The sequence below is a fragment of the Paenibacillus profundus genome, from assembly GCF_021369635.1.
GTDB lineage: Bacteria > Bacillota > Bacilli > Paenibacillales > Paenibacillaceae > Paenibacillus_B > Paenibacillus_B profundus.
Genome location: NZ_JAJNBZ010000010.1, coordinates 156,180 through 173,395 on the forward strand (window position 1 = coordinate 156,180; position 17,216 = coordinate 173,395).

11 protein-coding genes and 1 pseudogene are annotated in these 17,216 nt (G+C 49.3%); all 12 read left to right on the forward strand.

Going from position 1 to position 17,216, the window contains the following annotated elements:
* Positions 1–18: 18 nt before the first annotated feature.
* Complete coding sequence (locus LQV63_RS14555) at positions 19–1,701, forward strand: ABC transporter substrate-binding protein (protein ID WP_233697259.1); 1,683 nt, start codon at positions 19–21, stop codon at positions 1,699–1,701.
* 509 nt (positions 1,702–2,210) lie between these two features.
* A complete protein-coding gene (locus LQV63_RS14560; protein WP_019422959.1) occupies positions 2,211–3,581 on the forward strand; it encodes an ABC transporter substrate-binding protein in 1,371 nt (456 codons plus the stop codon).
* A gap of 106 nt (positions 3,582–3,687) precedes the next feature.
* Positions 3,688–4,572, forward strand: coding sequence for a carbohydrate ABC transporter permease (locus LQV63_RS14565; protein ID WP_233697260.1), 885 nt, complete (start codon positions 3,688–3,690; stop codon positions 4,570–4,572).
* Entirely contained in the window at positions 4,572–5,402 is an 831-nt protein-coding gene (locus tag LQV63_RS14570) for a carbohydrate ABC transporter permease (protein ID WP_019422957.1), read from the forward strand. Before LQV63_RS14565 ends, LQV63_RS14570 begins: the two co-directional genes overlap by 1 nt.
* Positions 5,403–5,429: 27 nt before the next feature.
* Entirely contained in the window at positions 5,430–7,259 is a 1,830-nt protein-coding gene (locus tag LQV63_RS14575) for a sensor histidine kinase (protein ID WP_019422956.1), read from the forward strand.
* Positions 7,256–8,866 (forward strand): response regulator transcription factor, encoded by a 1,611-nt coding sequence (locus tag LQV63_RS14580; protein ID WP_233697261.1) that lies wholly within the window; start codon positions 7,256–7,258, stop codon positions 8,864–8,866. Before LQV63_RS14575 ends, LQV63_RS14580 begins: the two co-directional genes overlap by 4 nt.
* A gap of 69 nt (positions 8,867–8,935) precedes the next feature.
* A complete protein-coding gene (gene nagZ / locus LQV63_RS14585; RefSeq protein ID WP_233697262.1) occupies positions 8,936–10,558 on the forward strand; it encodes a beta-N-acetylhexosaminidase in 1,623 nt (540 codons plus the stop codon).
* 225 nt (positions 10,559–10,783) lie between these two features.
* Positions 10,784–12,934: a stalk domain-containing protein gene (locus LQV63_RS14590; protein WP_233697263.1), complete on the forward strand. Its 2,151-nt coding sequence runs from the start codon at positions 10,784–10,786 to the stop codon at positions 12,932–12,934.
* A gap of 152 nt (positions 12,935–13,086) precedes the next feature.
* Positions 13,087–13,497: pseudogene (locus tag LQV63_RS14595) on the forward strand (glycoside hydrolase family 3 C-terminal domain-containing protein); the annotation flags it as partial.
* Positions 13,498–13,721: 224 nt separating this feature from the next.
* On the forward strand, positions 13,722–14,183 hold the full coding sequence (locus LQV63_RS14600; protein WP_019422951.1) for a Fur family transcriptional regulator: 462 nt from the start codon (positions 13,722–13,724) through the stop codon (positions 14,181–14,183).
* Entirely contained in the window at positions 14,180–14,446 is a 267-nt protein-coding gene (gene yidD / locus LQV63_RS14605) for a membrane protein insertion efficiency factor YidD (protein ID WP_233697264.1), read from the forward strand. The genes LQV63_RS14600 and yidD overlap by 4 nt, the downstream gene beginning before the upstream one ends.
* Before the next feature lie 398 nt (positions 14,447–14,844).
* Positions 14,845–16,854, forward strand: coding sequence for a methionine--tRNA ligase (gene metG, locus LQV63_RS14610; protein WP_233697269.1), 2,010 nt, complete (start codon positions 14,845–14,847; stop codon positions 16,852–16,854).
* Positions 16,855–17,216: the final 362 nt, after the last annotated feature.

The window sequence follows — 17,216 nt, forward strand, 5'->3', positions numbered from 1 at the left end:
TTTATAGGGGGAGTATGAATGCGGATGAAACGATGGAGCGCGCTTTTGTTGAGCGTCATGATGATGACAGTGATCCTGCTCTCGGCCTGTTCAGGCGGGGGCGACAAAGGGGCAGCTGAGAAGAATGGTGCGGACACCGAGTCGATTGTAACGGAGAAGGGCACGTTTCCGATTGTGAAGGAGAAAGTGACGCTTAAGGTCATGGTGCCTTCCAACTCTTTGGTAGAGAACTTCGAAACGAATGAATTTACAAAGTGGTACGAAGAGAAGACGAATGTGCACGTCGAATGGATTGTTGTGCCGCAGCAATCAGCGAGCGAAAAGCTGAATCTGATGCTCGCATCAGGAGATTATCCGGACGTCATCATGTCTTTCGGCGTCACTCCGGCACAGCAGATGATTTACGGCAAGCAGGGCGTCTTTCTTTCCTTGAACGATTTTATCGATAAATACAGCGTCAATTTCAAGAAAGCTCTGGACGATAACGAAGTGCTCGGAACAGCGATTACAGCTCCTGACGGCAACGTCTACGCGCTGCCAAGCATTAACGATTGCTACCACTGCTCGATGGCACAAAAGATGTGGATATACAAGCCTTGGCTTGATAAGCTCGGCTTGAAGGTTCCGACGACGACGGATGAGCTCTATACCGTCCTGAAAGCGTTTAAGGAGAAGGATCCGAACAGCAATGGCAAGGCGGATGAAGTGGTTCTATCCGGTGCGCCACGCGGAAGCGGATGGCTGTCGAGCATCGACGGATTTATTATGAATGCGTTCGTCTTCAACTCGACATTCAGCGAATCCCGCGTTCATATGTATGTGCAGGACGGCAAGGTCGAGGTTGCTTACAATAAGCCGGAGTGGCGCGAAGGCTTGAAATATTTGCACAAGCTGTATAGCGAGGGACTTATCGATCCGCAGGTGTTCACGCAGGACAGCGATCAGCTGCTCAAGCTGGGTGAAGCGTCGGGTGACGTCGTTCTAGGAGCGGCGCTTGGCGGACATCAGGGCGTGTTCACACAAATCGCTGGCGAGAGCGGACGCTGGCTCGATTATGTGACTGTTCCGGCACTCAAAGGTCCGAGCGGTGTACAATATGCCGCTTATAACCCATTTGGCTATTCGCTTGGAGCCTACCTTATTACGAAAAACTCTAAGCATCCAGACGTGGCGTTCCGCTGGGCGGATGGCTTCTATGACGAGGAAGTATCGCTGCGCACGACGATCGGACGTCCGGGCGAGGAGTGGCGCGAGGCGACGGAAGGCGAGATCGGCATCAACGGCAAGCCGGCCAAGTGGACGAAGCTGAAGGAATACGGGCAGATCCAGAACGTCCATTGGGAGCAGACGGCGCCGACGTACCGCTCGAACGAGCTTCGCCTCAGCTCGGCAGTACCGAATGACGGCAAGCCGAGCCTTGAAGTCATCCTATATAATGAAACAAAGCAAAATTACGATCCGTACAAACCGAGCGCAGACATGGCGCTGCCGCAGCTGTTCTTCACTGACGAGCAGGCAGCCGAACTGTCAGACTTGTCCAAGACGATTAACGATTATGTCGATGAGATGATGGCCCGCTTCGTCATTGGCGATGCGGATCTCGACAAGGATTGGGACACCTATATCCAGACGCTGGAAGGCATGAATTTACCGCGCTTCCTGGAAATTCACCAAGAGTCTCTCAATACGAAGAAGAAATAATAGCAATTTGCAACGGACGGTCTGCGACAGAGCAGGCCGTCTTTTTTTAGGAATGCTTACGTTCTGTGAGACGCGGTCGCTAAACTGCGCCTCTTCTGCTCTGTGCGCACATCTCAAAACTGTCTCACGGGTTCCCGCGACCTTGTCTCGAAATGCTCTTTTGTCCATTCTCCCATTAACTCAGATTGCGAAATGAACGGCCCGGTACTGGCTTGGAATATTCGATATTGTGCTCATTTTCTGAATAGTTGGGATAGTGGGCAAAAACGATTTTTGGAGAACCCGCCATCAAGGAGAGAGGTTGCATACGATTTATTAGAGCATGCCGAATGTGTAAAATGCCTTGCTGGACGCAAGAACGATGGCTTTTTTGTCAACGTGCACAAATCACTTCGGCGATTGGAGAATTTTATCCCCTAATTATGAATTTGTCGTCCTTACCAAGGGCTGGAAGTCATTCTATAATTAAAGCGTAGTAATTATTCAATTACTTATGGGGAGGTCAAAATATGAAAAAGAGCCTGGTCATGCTGTTATCTCTTCTGTTTATCGCATCCACTGTGCTGGCGGCCTGCAGCAGCAAACAAGAAACAACAAGCCCGCAGGCAGGGAACGATAAACCGGCGGAGGAGAAGGTTGAGCCGTTCGAAATGAAGATGCGCCACATTGAAATTGGGGACTCCAACAAAAATCGTTTCGGCCGTTTGGAAGCTGTCGTGAAGAACACGGAAGCGGAAAATCCGGGTCTGACGATCAAGCTTGACGGCGTCGAGAGCGAAGTGAATCGCAAGGACAAACTGAGAAGCGAAATGGCCGCGGGCAATCCACCGGATATTTTCGACGCATTCGGCAGCCCTGATGTCGGAGTATTTGCCAAAGAAGGACTAGTGCTCGATTTGACGCCAATCCTGGAAGAGATGGGGCTCAAGGACAAGTTCGTTTCATTGACGCCATGGACTCACGACGGGAAAATCTATGGGTTGCCAAAAGGAGGCTCCATAGAAGGCTACTTCTATAACAAGAAGTATTTCGCGGAGAAGGGGTTAGAGCTGCCTAAGACGTTGGCTGAAATGGAGCAGATTGCCGAGAAAATCAAAGCGGACGGCAAGGTTCCGATTGCGCAAGCGTCCAAGGATGCATGGGTTCCGTTGATGACGACGAATAACCTGTGGGCTTATTATGCCGGAGCGGAATTTACGAACGGGTTCAAAACAGGCGAATCGAAATGGGATGACCCTAGAATGGTGGAAGCCGTGACGAAGCATCAGGATTGGGTGAAGAAAGGCTACTTCAAGAAGGGCGAGCTCGGCTTGGAATACAACAATCAGCGCAATCAGCTTCTCACGGACGAAGCTATTATGATGTACGACGGCTCTTGGGCTTACTCCGCATTGACGGATGAGAAGACGGCGGGAGCAGATACAAAAGACAAGTTCGGATTTTTCCTGATGCCTCCTCTGAAAGAGGGCGAGGGTACAAGCTCCATGGTGGATACAAATAACGGTTATGCGTTCTCTGCGAAAGCGGCGGAAGATCCGCGCAAGCTTGCAGCCATCAAATCGTTCATTAAGAATTTCTTTAATGAAGATGTTCAATTGCAATCCTTCAAAGAAGACGGCATGCTTCCTTCGATGAAGATCGAAGACAGCAAAATGAAAGAAGTAGCCGAACATCCGTTGATGCAAGAAATTTTGGCGCGGATGAATGAAGTGAAATACACTTGGCCTGCATTTGACGCACTGGTGCAAGCCGAAGTGAATACAGAGCTTGGAACCGGCATTCAACAAGTCATTGAAGGCGTAAAAGAGCCAAAAGCGATGCTTGAAGCAATGCAAAAGGTGCAAGAGCAAGTCAATGAAGAAACGGACGCTGCTCAATAATTTATTGCCTCTGATTCAACCGATTCAGCACCACTCGCAAATGGCCGGGTGGTGCTGAATTTAAATAGAGACATGATGCCTACTATCTGGAGTATGGAGGTACGAGATGAACAAAGCGCTAAGAAAGCCAGTCACTTATATTTTATTTTTGCTTCCGACGCTGTTTTTGTTTACTTTGTTTTTTATATATCCCGTAATTAATGCCACCTATTATAGCTTTACGAGCTGGAACGGCATTTCCAACGTCGTGAAATTCACGGGCTTGGCTAACTACTCACGGGCGATGAACGACCCGAATTTCTGGATAGCGGTTAAAAATAACGGCTTGTTTATTTTGTTTTCCGTGTTTATCCAGGTTCCAATCATTATTTTGTTTTCGCTTCTTATCGCTAATGTCAAGAAGCTCAAAGGCTTATACAAAACGGCAGTATTTGCCCCTTCGGTCATGTCTACAGCGGTTATAGGTATTTTGTGGGGATTTATTTATGAGCCAGACATTGGATTGATGAACAACTTCTTGGGATTGTTCGGCATAGACAAAATTTACTGGCTTTCTGATCGCAGTTGGGCAATGATATCGATATTAATCACGAATGGATGGCAATGGACGGGATTCTATATCGTCATGGTGTTAGCGGCGATTATCTCGATTCCCAAGGAATTGGACGAAGCAGCCATGATCGACGGGGCAACGGGGTGGCAGCGGGCTAGGAAAATTACGGTTCCGCTCATTATGCCGATCATTTCCGTCGTCATCATGTTGTCCGTGGCCGGCGCGATGAAAGCGGCTGATATCGTGCTCGTCATGACGAAGGGCGGACCATCCGGGGCAACGGACGTGATGGCGACCTATATGTTGAAGCATTCCATCAAGAGCTTTAAATACGGCTTCGGCAACAGCATCGCCGTGCTCATCTTTATCTTTACGCTTATCATTACCGTGTTGTATCAGCTGTTGGTCGCAAAAAGAACGGAAAGGATCGAATACTGATGGTCAAAAAAATTAAAAGCAGCATGAATCACGTCGTATTGCTTGCCTATCTCGCCGTTATTCTATTCCCGTTTCTTTTTGTTTTGTTCTCGTCTGTCAAAGCAAACAACGTGGAAATTGCCAGCAATCCGTTCGGGCTACCGACAGAATTCAAATTTAGCAACTATGCGGATGCTTGGGTCAACGCCAAAATAAGCACGTACTTTTTGAACAGTCTGTACATCGCCGTTGTCGCCTCGGTCGCAACGATTCTGATCGCATCGATGGCGTCCTTTGCCATTACGCGGATGAGGTTCAACAAGCTTAGCCCGTGGTTGTTCCAGCTGATTCTGATCGGCATTCTCATACCGGGCAACGCATTGCTGCTTCCTATCTACAATCTGATGCGGCAGTTTAACTTTCTTGATACGCACTGGGCGCTGCTAGTTCCCTATACGGCTAACTCGATACCGTTTACGATCGTCATCCTGACCGCTTTCATGCGTTCGTTGCCAACAGAGATTGAGGAAGCTGCTGTCGTGGACGGGTTGAGGGCCCATTCGATATTTGTTAAAATTATAATGCCATTAACGGTTCCAGCCTTAGTAACTGTATTCATCGTTAATTTCCTGGGCAATTGGAACGAGTTCTTGCTAGCTAACTATTTCTTGTCGGAGGATTCGCTCAAGACACTTCCGGTCGGTATGGTCGGATTTCGGGACGCCTACAATATCAACTACGCTCAAATGTCGGCGGGAATTGTATACAGCGTCGTTCCGGTCATGGTCATATACGCCATCCTGCAAGAGAAGATTATTGAAGGATTGACGGCAGGCGGAGTTAAAGGCTAATTTACTCGGATGGAGCTGTGAAATGGGATGAACCTGCGATTTAAGCTCATGACTGCATTTGTCACACTCATTATCATTCCGCTCCTGCTGCTCGGCACGTTAACCTTCTGGATCGCGTTTCAAATGCTTGAAGAGAAATATAACCAGCAAGCGGAACTTTCGCTGAAAGCGACAGGCAAGAGCGTCAGTTACCTGTTCTCGGAGATGGACAGGGTAACCGACCTCGGCATAGGCAGCTCCGTGTTTGAGGGCGCACTATCGGCCCGCAACCCGCGGGAGCAGAATTTAGCCAAAGCCGATTATTTGCAGCTGAACGCCAATCAGCGAAATTTCCGCATGCTGCTATACAATCATCCATCGATTAACTTTGCCTATTTATACAACACTCGCAGCGATTCGAACTGGCAACAAGTCGTGCCTATATTTGATAAGCAAGGATTTAAAGCGCTCCCATTCGAGCAATTTGAGCAGCATGAAATTTACGAGAACGTACTGAAGAGAAGAGGAGCCCCATTATGGATTGGGCCCAATGAATACCCCGAGATTACAGGCAATGAAGACGGCTTCACCCAGATAAGAGTTATTAAGAGCATGAGCTCCTTGCGGAATCTGGGCGTGCTCGTCGTACAGGTGAAGAATTGGGAGCTGGATTCGATATTTAACAAGTTCCAGTGGGATAACCCCAATTCCCCGTTATTCTATCTTGTGAACCGCAATGGCAACATATTGTATGAGAGCGACAATGAACATAAGCTGAGTAATTTGCAGTCCGTCATTGAGCCTATCGCTAACAGCACATCGCTATACAACAGCTACAAAACCGATTTTAACGGTCAGGAAAGTCTAATATCCACCTATAAATTGAAAGATTTCGATTGGTATATTGTCTCAGTGACATCGTGGAAAATGCTGACGAAAGAAATGGTCGATTTCGGGATATGGGTGGCGATTATTATGTTTGCCTGCGTCGTGGCGGCCTTGCTGTTCTTTCTCTTGTTCATGAACCGGATTACCAACTCGGTCAACCGGATCGTTAGGTTCATGCGCCGGGTTGAAACGGGAGAATTGAACGTTCGGGTAGAGGAAAAGGGCAACGACGAGATGACGGCTCTTGCTAAAGGGTTCAACCAGTTGACCGAGCGAGTGTCTGGGCTCATCGACCAGGTCAAGCAGGAACAGAAGCAGAAGAACATGGCGGAAATGCGCGTGCTGGAGGCCCAGATTAAGCCGCATTTTATCTTTAATACGCTTGAATCGATCAATGCGCTCGCTATTCAGAACGAAGGACGCAAAGTAAGCCAAATGGTGTACCGCCTCGGCAACATACTGCGGACCAGCATTCAGGATAAGGAAGAGATTACGATTCGGGAAGAGCTGGCTTACTTGCGCAGCTATTTGGAAATCCAGAAATTCCGCTTTGAAGATTTATTTAACTTTGAAATTGATGTTCCGGACGATATCTTGAATAATCAAATATTGAAGCTGACGCTGCAGCCTCTGGTGGAGAACTGCATTCAGCACGGGTTCGACGGAATTACGCATACAGGCTGGATACGCATTTCCGCATACGATGACGCTGAACGCATTTTTATCGATGTTGAGGATAATGGATTAGGGATGTCTAATGAACAGCTGAAGAAGTTCCAATATATGCAGTCCGATGAACAGAAGGCGCTGCTGCCGATTGTGGAACAAACTTACAATACGGAGCGCAGAGGGCTTGGCGTGCGCAGTGTGGCAGACCGCATCCGTATTACATACGGATTTAGATATGGCTTGTTTATTTGTTCGGCCCCGAGCAAGGGGACGATAATCCGATGCATTATACCGAAATATGAACAGGGTGAAGCGGAATGAGTGTGAAAGCGTTATTAATCGATGATGAGATTCACATTTTAAATAACTTGAAGATGGTTATCCCCTGGGAAGAAATGAAGGTGGAGATCGTCGGTACGGCACGCAATGGAGCGGAAGGGATCGATATCGTCCGTCAGCGTGATCCGGACATTATTTTGTGCGATATTCGCATGCCTGTGATGGATGGTATGGAATTTTTGCGGGAAATCCGTAAAATGGGCAGCGAGGCCGAAGTGATGATGCTCACCGGCTATCAGGAATTCGAATACGCACGAATTGCTTTGCAGAACGGTGTGCGGGACTACATATTGAAGCCGATTAATTATGAGGAATTGGAGCATACCGTTCGCACGATTGCCGATCTGGTGCGCTCGCGCCAACAGGAGAAGAACAGGTCGGAGCGACGCTGGGGCAAGGTAATTAGTCTTGCTTACGAGAAGATGATGTTCGACGTCTTAATGGGGTTCTCGGCGGGAGCCCCCCCTTACGTGATCGCAGATGACGGGCTGCAGGCGGATCAAATGGACTACGCGTTGCTATTAATTGATCTGGACGGATATGTGCAGCATACCGTATCATGGAGTGATAACGAGCGCAAATTATGGAATTTTGCAGTGCGCAACGTTTTGCAGGACGCAATAACAGGTGAATGGCTGGACTATGCGGTGCTGCAGATGCGTGAAGGGGAATGGTGCGTCCTGATGCAATATTCCAAAGAATGCTGTGAAGTGTCTCAAGACGACATGGCTCGCTGGGCATGCCTATTCCAACGGGCGGTGCGCGAGCATGTCAAGCTAACGGTTAGCCTAGCTTGGGACAAAGGCCCGATTCAGCTTGCCGGTCTTGCCAATACGTATAAGCGGCTGCAGCGTTCCTTGGTGCTCTATCCCGACGATGAACAGCTGGTGCAGGTGGACGAAGGTTCCAATGCGCGTCAAGCGGCTTCCGTCTCTGAGTGGCAGCTTGTTGAAGATATCGTATCGGGCATGAAGCAGAACGATAAGAGCAAGGTGGAGAAGAGCTTGCAATCGCTTCAATCCGGCCTGCTGCTGATGCCAGAGCAATCCGTGATGCGGGTTGAGAAATTTCTTCATTATGTCATCATTCATCTGCTGCGCGAGATGAGGGAACTCGAGCTTGTCAGTTCCCAAGAAGAAGAAGCGATATGGAACAGGCTGCAGCATAGCGTTAGCGTCAAAGATTTGAACAATGTCATTACGCAGCTGATCAACCATACGAAAGAACACGCGATGAATAAGAAATCGAGCGAATTGCTTATGATTTCCGCGAAGGATTACATTCACCGCAATCTGAGTTCGGATATCGGAATCGATGAAATCTCTGACTATCTCGGTATTAGCTGCAGTTATTTCAGCTTGTTATTCAAAACTCACTTCGGCGAAACGTTCGTGGAATACGTGACGAAGCAGCGGATCAAGCTGGCGAAGTCCATGCTGCGCATGACGGATAAGAGCATAACTCATATCGGGGCTACGGTCGGATATTCAGAACGCCGCTACTTCTCGAAGGTGTTCCAGAAGTATACGGGAATAACTCCGTCTGAATTTCGCGAGCAGACCGCATCTGCTGAAAGTGATAACGATTAAACTAACATCAGTAATGAATTCACGATAATTGGCTTTTTTAACACAAAAATAGAGGATGGGATGAGTGGCATGAGTAAACGTCAATTAACGTTGGAACAGAAGATTGGCCAAATGGTAATGTGCGGCTTCCAAACTCCGGCTGTAAATACGGAAATTCGTACGCTTTTGGAAAAATACGAGGTGGGCGGCATTATTTATTTTCGCCGCAACGTAGTAAATTCGGAGCAAGTATGCCGTCTGTCGCATGAGCTGCAGCTGATTTCCCAAGAACAGTCGGATATTCCGCTCTTTATTTGCATTGACCAGGAAGGCGGCATGGTAGCGCGTATTGATTGGGACGACATTACGCTCATTCCCGGCAATATGGCCATCGGCGCGACCCGCAGTGCGGAGCATGCCTATGATGCCGCGAAGATCTGCGGAGAAGAGCTGCTTCGCATGGGTATTAATATGAACTTCGCGCCAAGCGTGGATGTCAACAACAATGCGAAAAATCCAGTCATTGGCGTCCGTTCCTACGGAGAGCGTCCTGACGTCGTCGCGGAGCTCGGAGCAGCGCAAATTCGCGGGCTGCAGGATGCCAATGTCGCCGCGACGGCGAAGCATTTCCCAGGTCATGGCGATACGGCGGTCGATTCCCATCACGGCCTCGCGGCTGTGCCGCATAGCGAAGAACGTCTCATGTCGATCGAGCTGGCACCGTTCATCCGTGCAATTAAAGAAGGCGTGGACTGCATCATGACCGCGCATGTCACGTTCCCTGCGTTCGAGCCTGATGGCATTCCGGCTACACTTTCCCGGAAAGTGTTGACCCAATTGTTGCGTCAGCGTCTAGGGTTTGATGGAGTCATTGTAACCGACTGCCTCGAGATGCATGCCATCTCGAAGGAGTTCGGAATCGCCGAAGGAGCCGTTATGGCGGTCGAGGCTGGAGCGGACCTGGTGCTGATTAGCCATACGTTTACAGAACAGGTTGCAGCAATCGAGGCCTTGATCGAAGCGGTCCGCACCGGTCGAATCTCCGAGTCCCAAATCGACGAATCCGTACATCGTTTGCTCGCCCTGAAGGAGAAGCGCCACATAGAGCGGCTTGCGGACGTAACGCCGGAATTCGCTACCTTGTTCGGAACGCCGGAATCGAAGGCTGTCGTTGAACGTATTTGTGCCGATAGCATTACGTTAGTGAAGGATGACAAGCAAAGCTTGCCGATAGATCCGGAAGAGGCCACACTCGTTATCTGGCCTGAAGTTCGTCAGCGCACGGAGGTCGATGAGCCGATCACGCAAACCTTTACGTTGGCGTCAGCGCTCCAGCCGCACGTCAAGCAAGTGACGGAGCTGCGCATCGGCACGTATCCGGACGCGGAAGAGGTGCGGGATACATTGGCGAAGGCAGCTGAATATCGCCAGGTCATCGTGCTGACGTATAATGCCGTGTCCATGCTTCATCAAGGGCAAGTTGATATTGTAGAAGGTTTGCTGCACGATTCCGACAAACGGGTTATCGTCGCCTCCACACGGAATCCATATGATCTGAATCAATTCCCGCAAGCACTGACGTATCTGTGCTGCTACGAGAATCGCCCGGCAACGATGTCGGCATTGGCCAATGTTTTGCTTGGCCGTCAGGAGGCGCACGGCAAGCTGCCGGTTACGATCTCGTCTGCATATCCGTTCGGTCATCGGGCTTAATGGCGGGGATATCACCTTCTGTCGCTGTTGATTTCGAATTAAACCTACATCAGAAAAGATGTAGGTTTTCTTTTTTTTAATAAAATCTTAAATTTTGCTGAAGAAAAACGATCAAAATTAGAAACTTTTTGTAAAGAAAAGCGTCTATAACTATGTTCAAACATACACAAAACGTAAATATGACACATACAAAAGTATATGATGGGTGAGGAGTAGGACGTAAACATGAAATCTTGGAAAAAGCTTTTCATTACCTGCGTAGCTGCAGTGCAATTCATTACCGTTATCCCTATCGTTGCGGCTGAAGGGAATACAACGACAACCGATAATAAGCAAGTAACGAGCGAAATTACGCAAGAGGGAAGCAGCTCCATTCAGGGCGAGGTGGATGGCGGCACGGATACGGACCAGGATACTGACGAAGTAAAGGGTACCGTAGATGAGAATGGAAACAATAATGCGAATTCAACGAGCAATTCAGGAATCGGAGCCGGCGACGCTGGCAAAGATGTGCTCGTATTAATCGCGAACAGCAACCTGATGTATCAGGACGGCACGGAATATAAATCACCGCAGCCTATCACTGTGAAAAAAGGCGTATCTTACATCGCATTGCGTTCTCTCGTCGAACGGTTCGGATTGCAAGTGAACTATGACAGCAAGACCAAAGAGACGATTATTGCAAGCGGCGATAAAGAGCTTCGTTATAAAGTGGGGAGCAGCAATTACCGCGTCAACGGGAAAGCAACCCAAATGAGCGGCGCTTCCTACATGCAAGAGGGAACGTTCATGGTTCCGATTACATCGGCTATGCAAGCGTTCGAAATGCCGTATCAATGGGATAACAAGACGAAGCGCATCACCATCGAATTAAGCGCTCCGCCAATCGCGAAATTCAGTGTTAACGAGAAGGAAATCTTCGCGAAGCAGACACCAGTTACGGTCACGAATGAATCCAAATCTCCACGCGGCCTGCAAATCGTAGAAGAAGAATGGACCGGCCTGCAGGACTATTACGAAGATCCAGGCGTATATACGGTATCGCTTCGCGTGCGCGACGAGCGCGGTGAATGGAGTGCGCCTTACTCGGTAACGATTACGGTGTTGAAGCCGAACGAGCCGCCGGTAGCTAACTTCCAGACCGAGAAGACGACGTATAAAATGGGTGAATACATTCGCTACCAAGATGCAAGTACAGACGATGATGATGTCGCTGACCTGAAGCGGGAATGGACGAATAACAAGCCGGCTTTCTTCGAACCGGGCAACCATACCGTTACGTTAAAAGTAACCGACAAATACGGCCTTTCCAGCGAAATCTCACAAACGATTACGGTTACGAGCGAGACGCTGTACACGTTTGATGAGTTCAATAAAGTATACACTCCGGTCGGAGAAGTGTATCCTCACGACGGCAGTACCGTGCTTGGTCTGAAGCTTCTGAAGCCGGAATTTTCGGAAAATAACCGTACGCTGTACCGTTCGAACAGTCCGGAGAATGTTAAAAATAATGGTATTCTATACCAGGACAATGTGGCGGGCGGCGCCCGGATCTTTTTGCACCACATCAACAAAAAATCGAACAATCTTCAATTGTATATTGTAGTGAAAAATATTTCGGATGACCCTGCTAATTTCACTGTCGAGCATTCTGGGCTGGCAGGCCCAAGCCCCTACCCTCAGCAAACAGGTAAGATGGCTTCTGTCCGCTACTTCGAGTCCTTTGAGAAAAATGATAAAGCGACCGAGATGCAGCTGAAGCCAAATGAAACGAAGGTTGTCATTCCGGAATTGAATCAGCGTCCGTTAAAACCGGATGATACGTACACGTTGTATGCTGATTTCTATGGCAGCACCACGTTGGAATATACCGTAGTTGCGTTGGATGCGGATAAAGACGTATTGACCGAGCTGCCGAATCTGCAGCCGTTGGCTACGGACGAACATATTCGCGGCACGTACATTAATGCGGATCGCAACTTCACTGTCAGAGAGGAAGTAGGCAAGGGCGAACGCTTGGTGTTCGCAGATAAGATTAACGACAAAGACCTTACAGGCACTGACATGCTGACGTACCAGGATATGGTTAACAAAGGGAACTATGGTGTGCTCTATCGCGTGAAGCTGGAGAAGGTGGCGCCGCATACACTCATCGCTTTTAACTCCCGCGGAGGATCCTACTCGGGTGCGATGCTTGTAAACGGACAGACGGTGAACACGCCGAACCATGGACTGATCAGCGGTGTGGATGAAGCCAGCGTCGTATATCGTACGGGCGATTACGAGGAAAAGGTAGAAATTCTGTTCTCTCCGGCCGCAGGCAGCAACCTGCCTGTGAACTTGCTCTTCCTCCCGATGCCAAAACCGCGTTCATAACACGCGCTCAACGTAATGCAGCATTTTTGAATCGGCACTTATTCATCATTCATTAATCAAAGGACAGCTTAACGGCTGTCCTTTTGTTCACTCTCCAAATAGTAACTCCCTCTGGAAACCGCCCGTAGTATGAATCGATGAAACGGATGCACAACCGCTCCTACAAAGGAAAGTCAGTGACGCCGCAAAATACGTCGGATCTGCAGGCCGTTCTGGAGACCGAAGCAAAGATGAAAGACAAGCCGGTGGTTGTATCTCTCCTCCTGTCCACTCCAACGGTTGTGGCAGAATTCGAAGCAGAAGTGGATGCGATCGTTGTCAACTTCGGTGTTCAGGATCAGGCTATTCTAGAAGTGCTGACTGGAACTGTTGAGCCGTCAGGTCTGCTTCCCATGCAGATGCCTGCGAACATGCAAACCGTAGAGGAACAGTTCGAAGATGTCGCACACGACATGGAATGTCATGTGGACGCTGACAACCATGTGTATGACTTTGGATATGGCCTCAATTGGAACGGTGTCATTCGAGACGGACGGACGGAACGATATAGCAGAACACGTTGAATCTACGCACTCGACGGTCTAGCTTGTGGTCGAATTTTTATATAGAAGAGCCTTCTTTGTAGTTTTTGTGCATCACCACTAACACTATCAAAGTTCAGGCTCTTTTTCCTCCTTATTTCCACACAAATATATATACGCCTCCAGTAAGCGCCTTCCTTGACTTTCCGCCAGCATTTGGAGCATTATAATAATAACCGGTTGTTGCATACAGAGGAGGAACTTCGATGCTGAGCACAGAGCAAATACTCGAAAAGATGGCCGAGCAGGGGTTGCGAATAACGGACCAGCGTCGAACTTTGGCGAAGTTGTTCGCGGATACCGACGGCTTTCTAACCCCGAAGGATGTCTATGATTTCATGGGAAAACGCTATTCCGGACTTAGCTTCGACACCGTATATCGCAATTTGCGTGTTATGCATGAATTAGGCGTATTAGAGCAAATTGTATTCGAGGATGGCGTGAAATTCCGAGTGCATTGTGCGGAAAGTCATCATCACCATCATATGATTTGCCTGCAGTGCGAGAAGACGTATCCGATTCATTTTTGCCCGATGCCATTAACGGACGTGCCTGAGAAATTCCAGGTCGTTAAGCATAAATTTGAGGTGTTCGGATATTGCGAAGCTTGTATGGATAAGGAACAAGAATCGAAAGCGAACGATGAAACGAAGGGCAGTGCATCATGACTTCGCCCGACGACGGCGCGGCTTCAGCTCGTCCAAGATGGGTGACGAGAGCTTTTCAAGGTCCGGTGAGAGTGTACCGCAAATGGATCTCACCGCTTAAGCCACCGACGTGCCGATTTTATCCGACCTGTTCCGCCTATGCTATGGAAGCGTTGGAGGTTCATGGACCGTTGAAGGGCTCTTGGCTCACGATGAGGCGAATTGCAAGATGCCATCCCTTCAATCCCGGAGGCTTGGACCCGGTTCCGCCAAAGCGTCCTTGACAGGCGGACAATAGCTACGCTATATTGAGCATAGTTCTATTTTTGTTATCCTATACATGGAAAATATAAAAATCCGAAGAACGGATGAGTACGAAGAGCGTGCCATGACAGAGAGCCGGGATTGCTGCGAACCGGTATGGGAAGTCTTCCGAATATGGTCCTGGAGGAACCGCTTGCAAGTGCAGAATCATTTATGCACAAGCCTGTGGCGAGTCATTCTCGATATCGAATGGTTGACCGGCTCATCCGGTCACAATGAAGCTGTCGCTATTGGAGCTCACGCCGTCATATATCGGTCGTGATCGGAGCGGCAGAAAGTTGGGTGGTACCACGTGAGAATAAGCTCTCGTCCCAAAGCGGACGCGGGCTTTTTTTATTTTTGCTAGGAGGCTGTTATGATGACAAAGGCAGACAAGACGTTCTACATTACGACACCGATTTATTACCCGAGCGACAAGCTCCATATCGGTCATGCGTACACGACTGTAGCAGGTGACGCAATGGCGCGCTATAAGCGGCTCCGTGGCTTTGAAGTTCGGTATTTGACGGGAACGGATGAGCATGGACAGAAGATCGAGCGCAAAGCAGGGGAGACCGGCAAGACGCCGCAGCAATTCGTCGATGATATCGTAAGCGGAATTAAAGAGTTGTGGGGAAAGCTCGATATTTCGTATGACGATTTTATACGTACGACGGAAGAGCGGCATAAAAAAGTTGTACAGGACATTTTTGACCAGCTGCTGAAGCAAGGCGACATTTACAAAGGCACGTACGAAGGATGGTATTGTACGCCTTGTGAAGCGTTCTTTACCGAGCGCCAGCTTGAGAACGGCAACTGCCCGGACTGTGGACGGCCGGTGGAACTGGTAAAGGAAGAAAGCTACTTCTTCCGGATGAGCAAATATGCGGATCAACTGTTAGCGTATTACGAAGCTCATCCTGATTTCATTCAACCGGAATCCCGCAAAAATGAAATGATTAACAATTTCATTAAGCCGGGGCTGGAAGATTTGGCGGTATCCCGCACTTCGTTCGACTGGGGTGTCAAAGTAAAGGATGATCCGAAGCATGTCGTCTATGTGTGGATCGATGCTTTGTCGAACTACATTACCGCGCTCGGATATGGCACAGACAACCCAGAGCTGTATGAGAAGTATTGGCCTGCGGACGTGCATCTGGTCGGCAAGGAGATTATCCGCTTCCATACGATTTATTGGCCGATTATGCTGATGGCGCTTGGACTTCCGCTGCCGAAGAAGGTATTTGGCCACGGCTGGCTGCTGATGAAAGACGGCAAAATGTCCAAGTCCAAAGGCAACGTCGTCGATCCGGTTATGCTGATTGACCGTTACGGGCTGGACGCGCTGCGCTATTACTTGCTGCGCGAGGTTCCGTTCGGCTCGGACGGAACGTTTACGCCGGAAGGGTTCGTGGAGCGCGTTAACTTCGACTTGGCCAATGACCTCGGCAACCTGCTGAACCGTACTGTTGCCATGATCGACAAGTATTTCGATGGTCACATTCCTGCCTATCAAGGACAAGTGACAGCATTTGATGGAGAATTGGCCAATGTTGCGGCGCAAACGGTGGATAAAGTGGAAGCAGCTATGGAAAATATGGAATTTTCCGTCGCGCTTACGGCGATCTGGCAATTTATTAGCCGGACGAACAAATATATCGATGAGACGCAGCCATGGGTGCTGGCAAAGGATGAAGCGAAGGCTGGCGATCTGGCGTCAGTTATGACGCATTTGGCAGAAAGCTTGCGCATCGCGTCGATTCTTCTACAGCCGTTCTTGACGCAAGCTCCTGCCAAGGTATGGGCGCAGCTTGGGCTGCAAGCCGGCGAGAGCACGCTATGGGATGCGGCGCGCACATTCGGCGTAATCGCTGACGGGACGAAGGTCGTCAAAGGGGAGCCTATCTTCCCGCGCCTTGAGGCAGAGACGGAAGTGGCTGCCATTGCCGAAGCGATGAGCGGAGGCAAGAAAGAGGGAGAAGCGCCTTCAGGCACGCAAGCAGCTGCGGTGGAGAAAGCAACGACTGATGCGAAGCCGGAAGCAGGCACGCCGGAGGATGCGAAGGCAGAGATTGCGATCGACGACTTCGCGAAGGTGGAGCTGCGCGTCGCCCAAGTTACGCATTGTGAGCCCGTTCCTAAGGCCGATAAGCTGCTTCGCTTAGAGCTTGATCTCGGCTACGAGCAACGCCAGGTCGTATCTGGCATTGCGCAGTATTATAAGCCGGAGGAGCTCGTAGGCCGCAAAGTGATTTGCGTGGTGAACCTGAAACCGGTGAAGCTGCGCGGCGTACTGTCTCAAGGCATGATTTTGGCGGCATCCAAGGATGGCCAATTGACGCTCGCCATGGTTCCGGACACCATGCCAAACGGCGCGATCGTGAAGTAGAATTATAGTTGTGACGAAGATGGTGGGGCAGAGAGTGATTTCTGCTCTGCCATTTTTTTCGGTTTTAGCCAGGACCCAATTGGAAAATATACAGTGAAATGAACGAACTAGACGGCTAAAAGTCATGTGCACTGCATTTTATCCAGCGGATTCGGCTGCTCTTCGATGATTGCCGCGTTGTACGTGTCCATTGACTGGATGAATTCCAATGTAACCTATCGTAAAGATGTACATGCTCCTTTTCTACTGGACGAAATCCAATGGCGGCCAATAAAAAAGAGGCTGTTCCTCAGGTGCTTCAGACCTGTGATATGCTCCCCTTACGGTAGACAGGTGAAATAATAAAACCTGTGTATGGGGAG

Coding starts and splice junctions, on each gene's coding strand:
- LQV63_RS14555 (WP_233697259.1), top strand. CDS start 19: ATGCGGATGAAACGATGGAGCGCGCTTTTGTTGAGCGTCATGATGATG.
- LQV63_RS14560 (WP_019422959.1), top strand. CDS start 2,211: ATGAAAAAGAGCCTGGTCATGCTGTTATCTCTTCTGTTTATCGCATCC.
- LQV63_RS14565 (WP_233697260.1), top strand. CDS start 3,688: ATGAACAAAGCGCTAAGAAAGCCAGTCACTTATATTTTATTTTTGCTT.
- LQV63_RS14570 (WP_019422957.1), top strand. CDS start 4,572: ATGGTCAAAAAAATTAAAAGCAGCATGAATCACGTCGTATTGCTTGCC.
- LQV63_RS14575 (WP_019422956.1), top strand. CDS start 5,430: ATGAACCTGCGATTTAAGCTCATGACTGCATTTGTCACACTCATTATC.
- LQV63_RS14580 (WP_233697261.1), top strand. CDS start 7,256: ATGAGTGTGAAAGCGTTATTAATCGATGATGAGATTCACATTTTAAAT.
- nagZ (WP_233697262.1), top strand. CDS start 8,936: ATGAGTAAACGTCAATTAACGTTGGAACAGAAGATTGGCCAAATGGTA.
- LQV63_RS14590 (WP_233697263.1), top strand. CDS start 10,784: ATGAAATCTTGGAAAAAGCTTTTCATTACCTGCGTAGCTGCAGTGCAA.
- LQV63_RS14600 (WP_019422951.1), top strand. CDS start 13,722: ATGCTGAGCACAGAGCAAATACTCGAAAAGATGGCCGAGCAGGGGTTG.
- yidD (WP_233697264.1), top strand. CDS start 14,180: ATGACTTCGCCCGACGACGGCGCGGCTTCAGCTCGTCCAAGATGGGTG.
- metG (WP_233697269.1), top strand. CDS start 14,845: ATGACAAAGGCAGACAAGACGTTCTACATTACGACACCGATTTATTAC.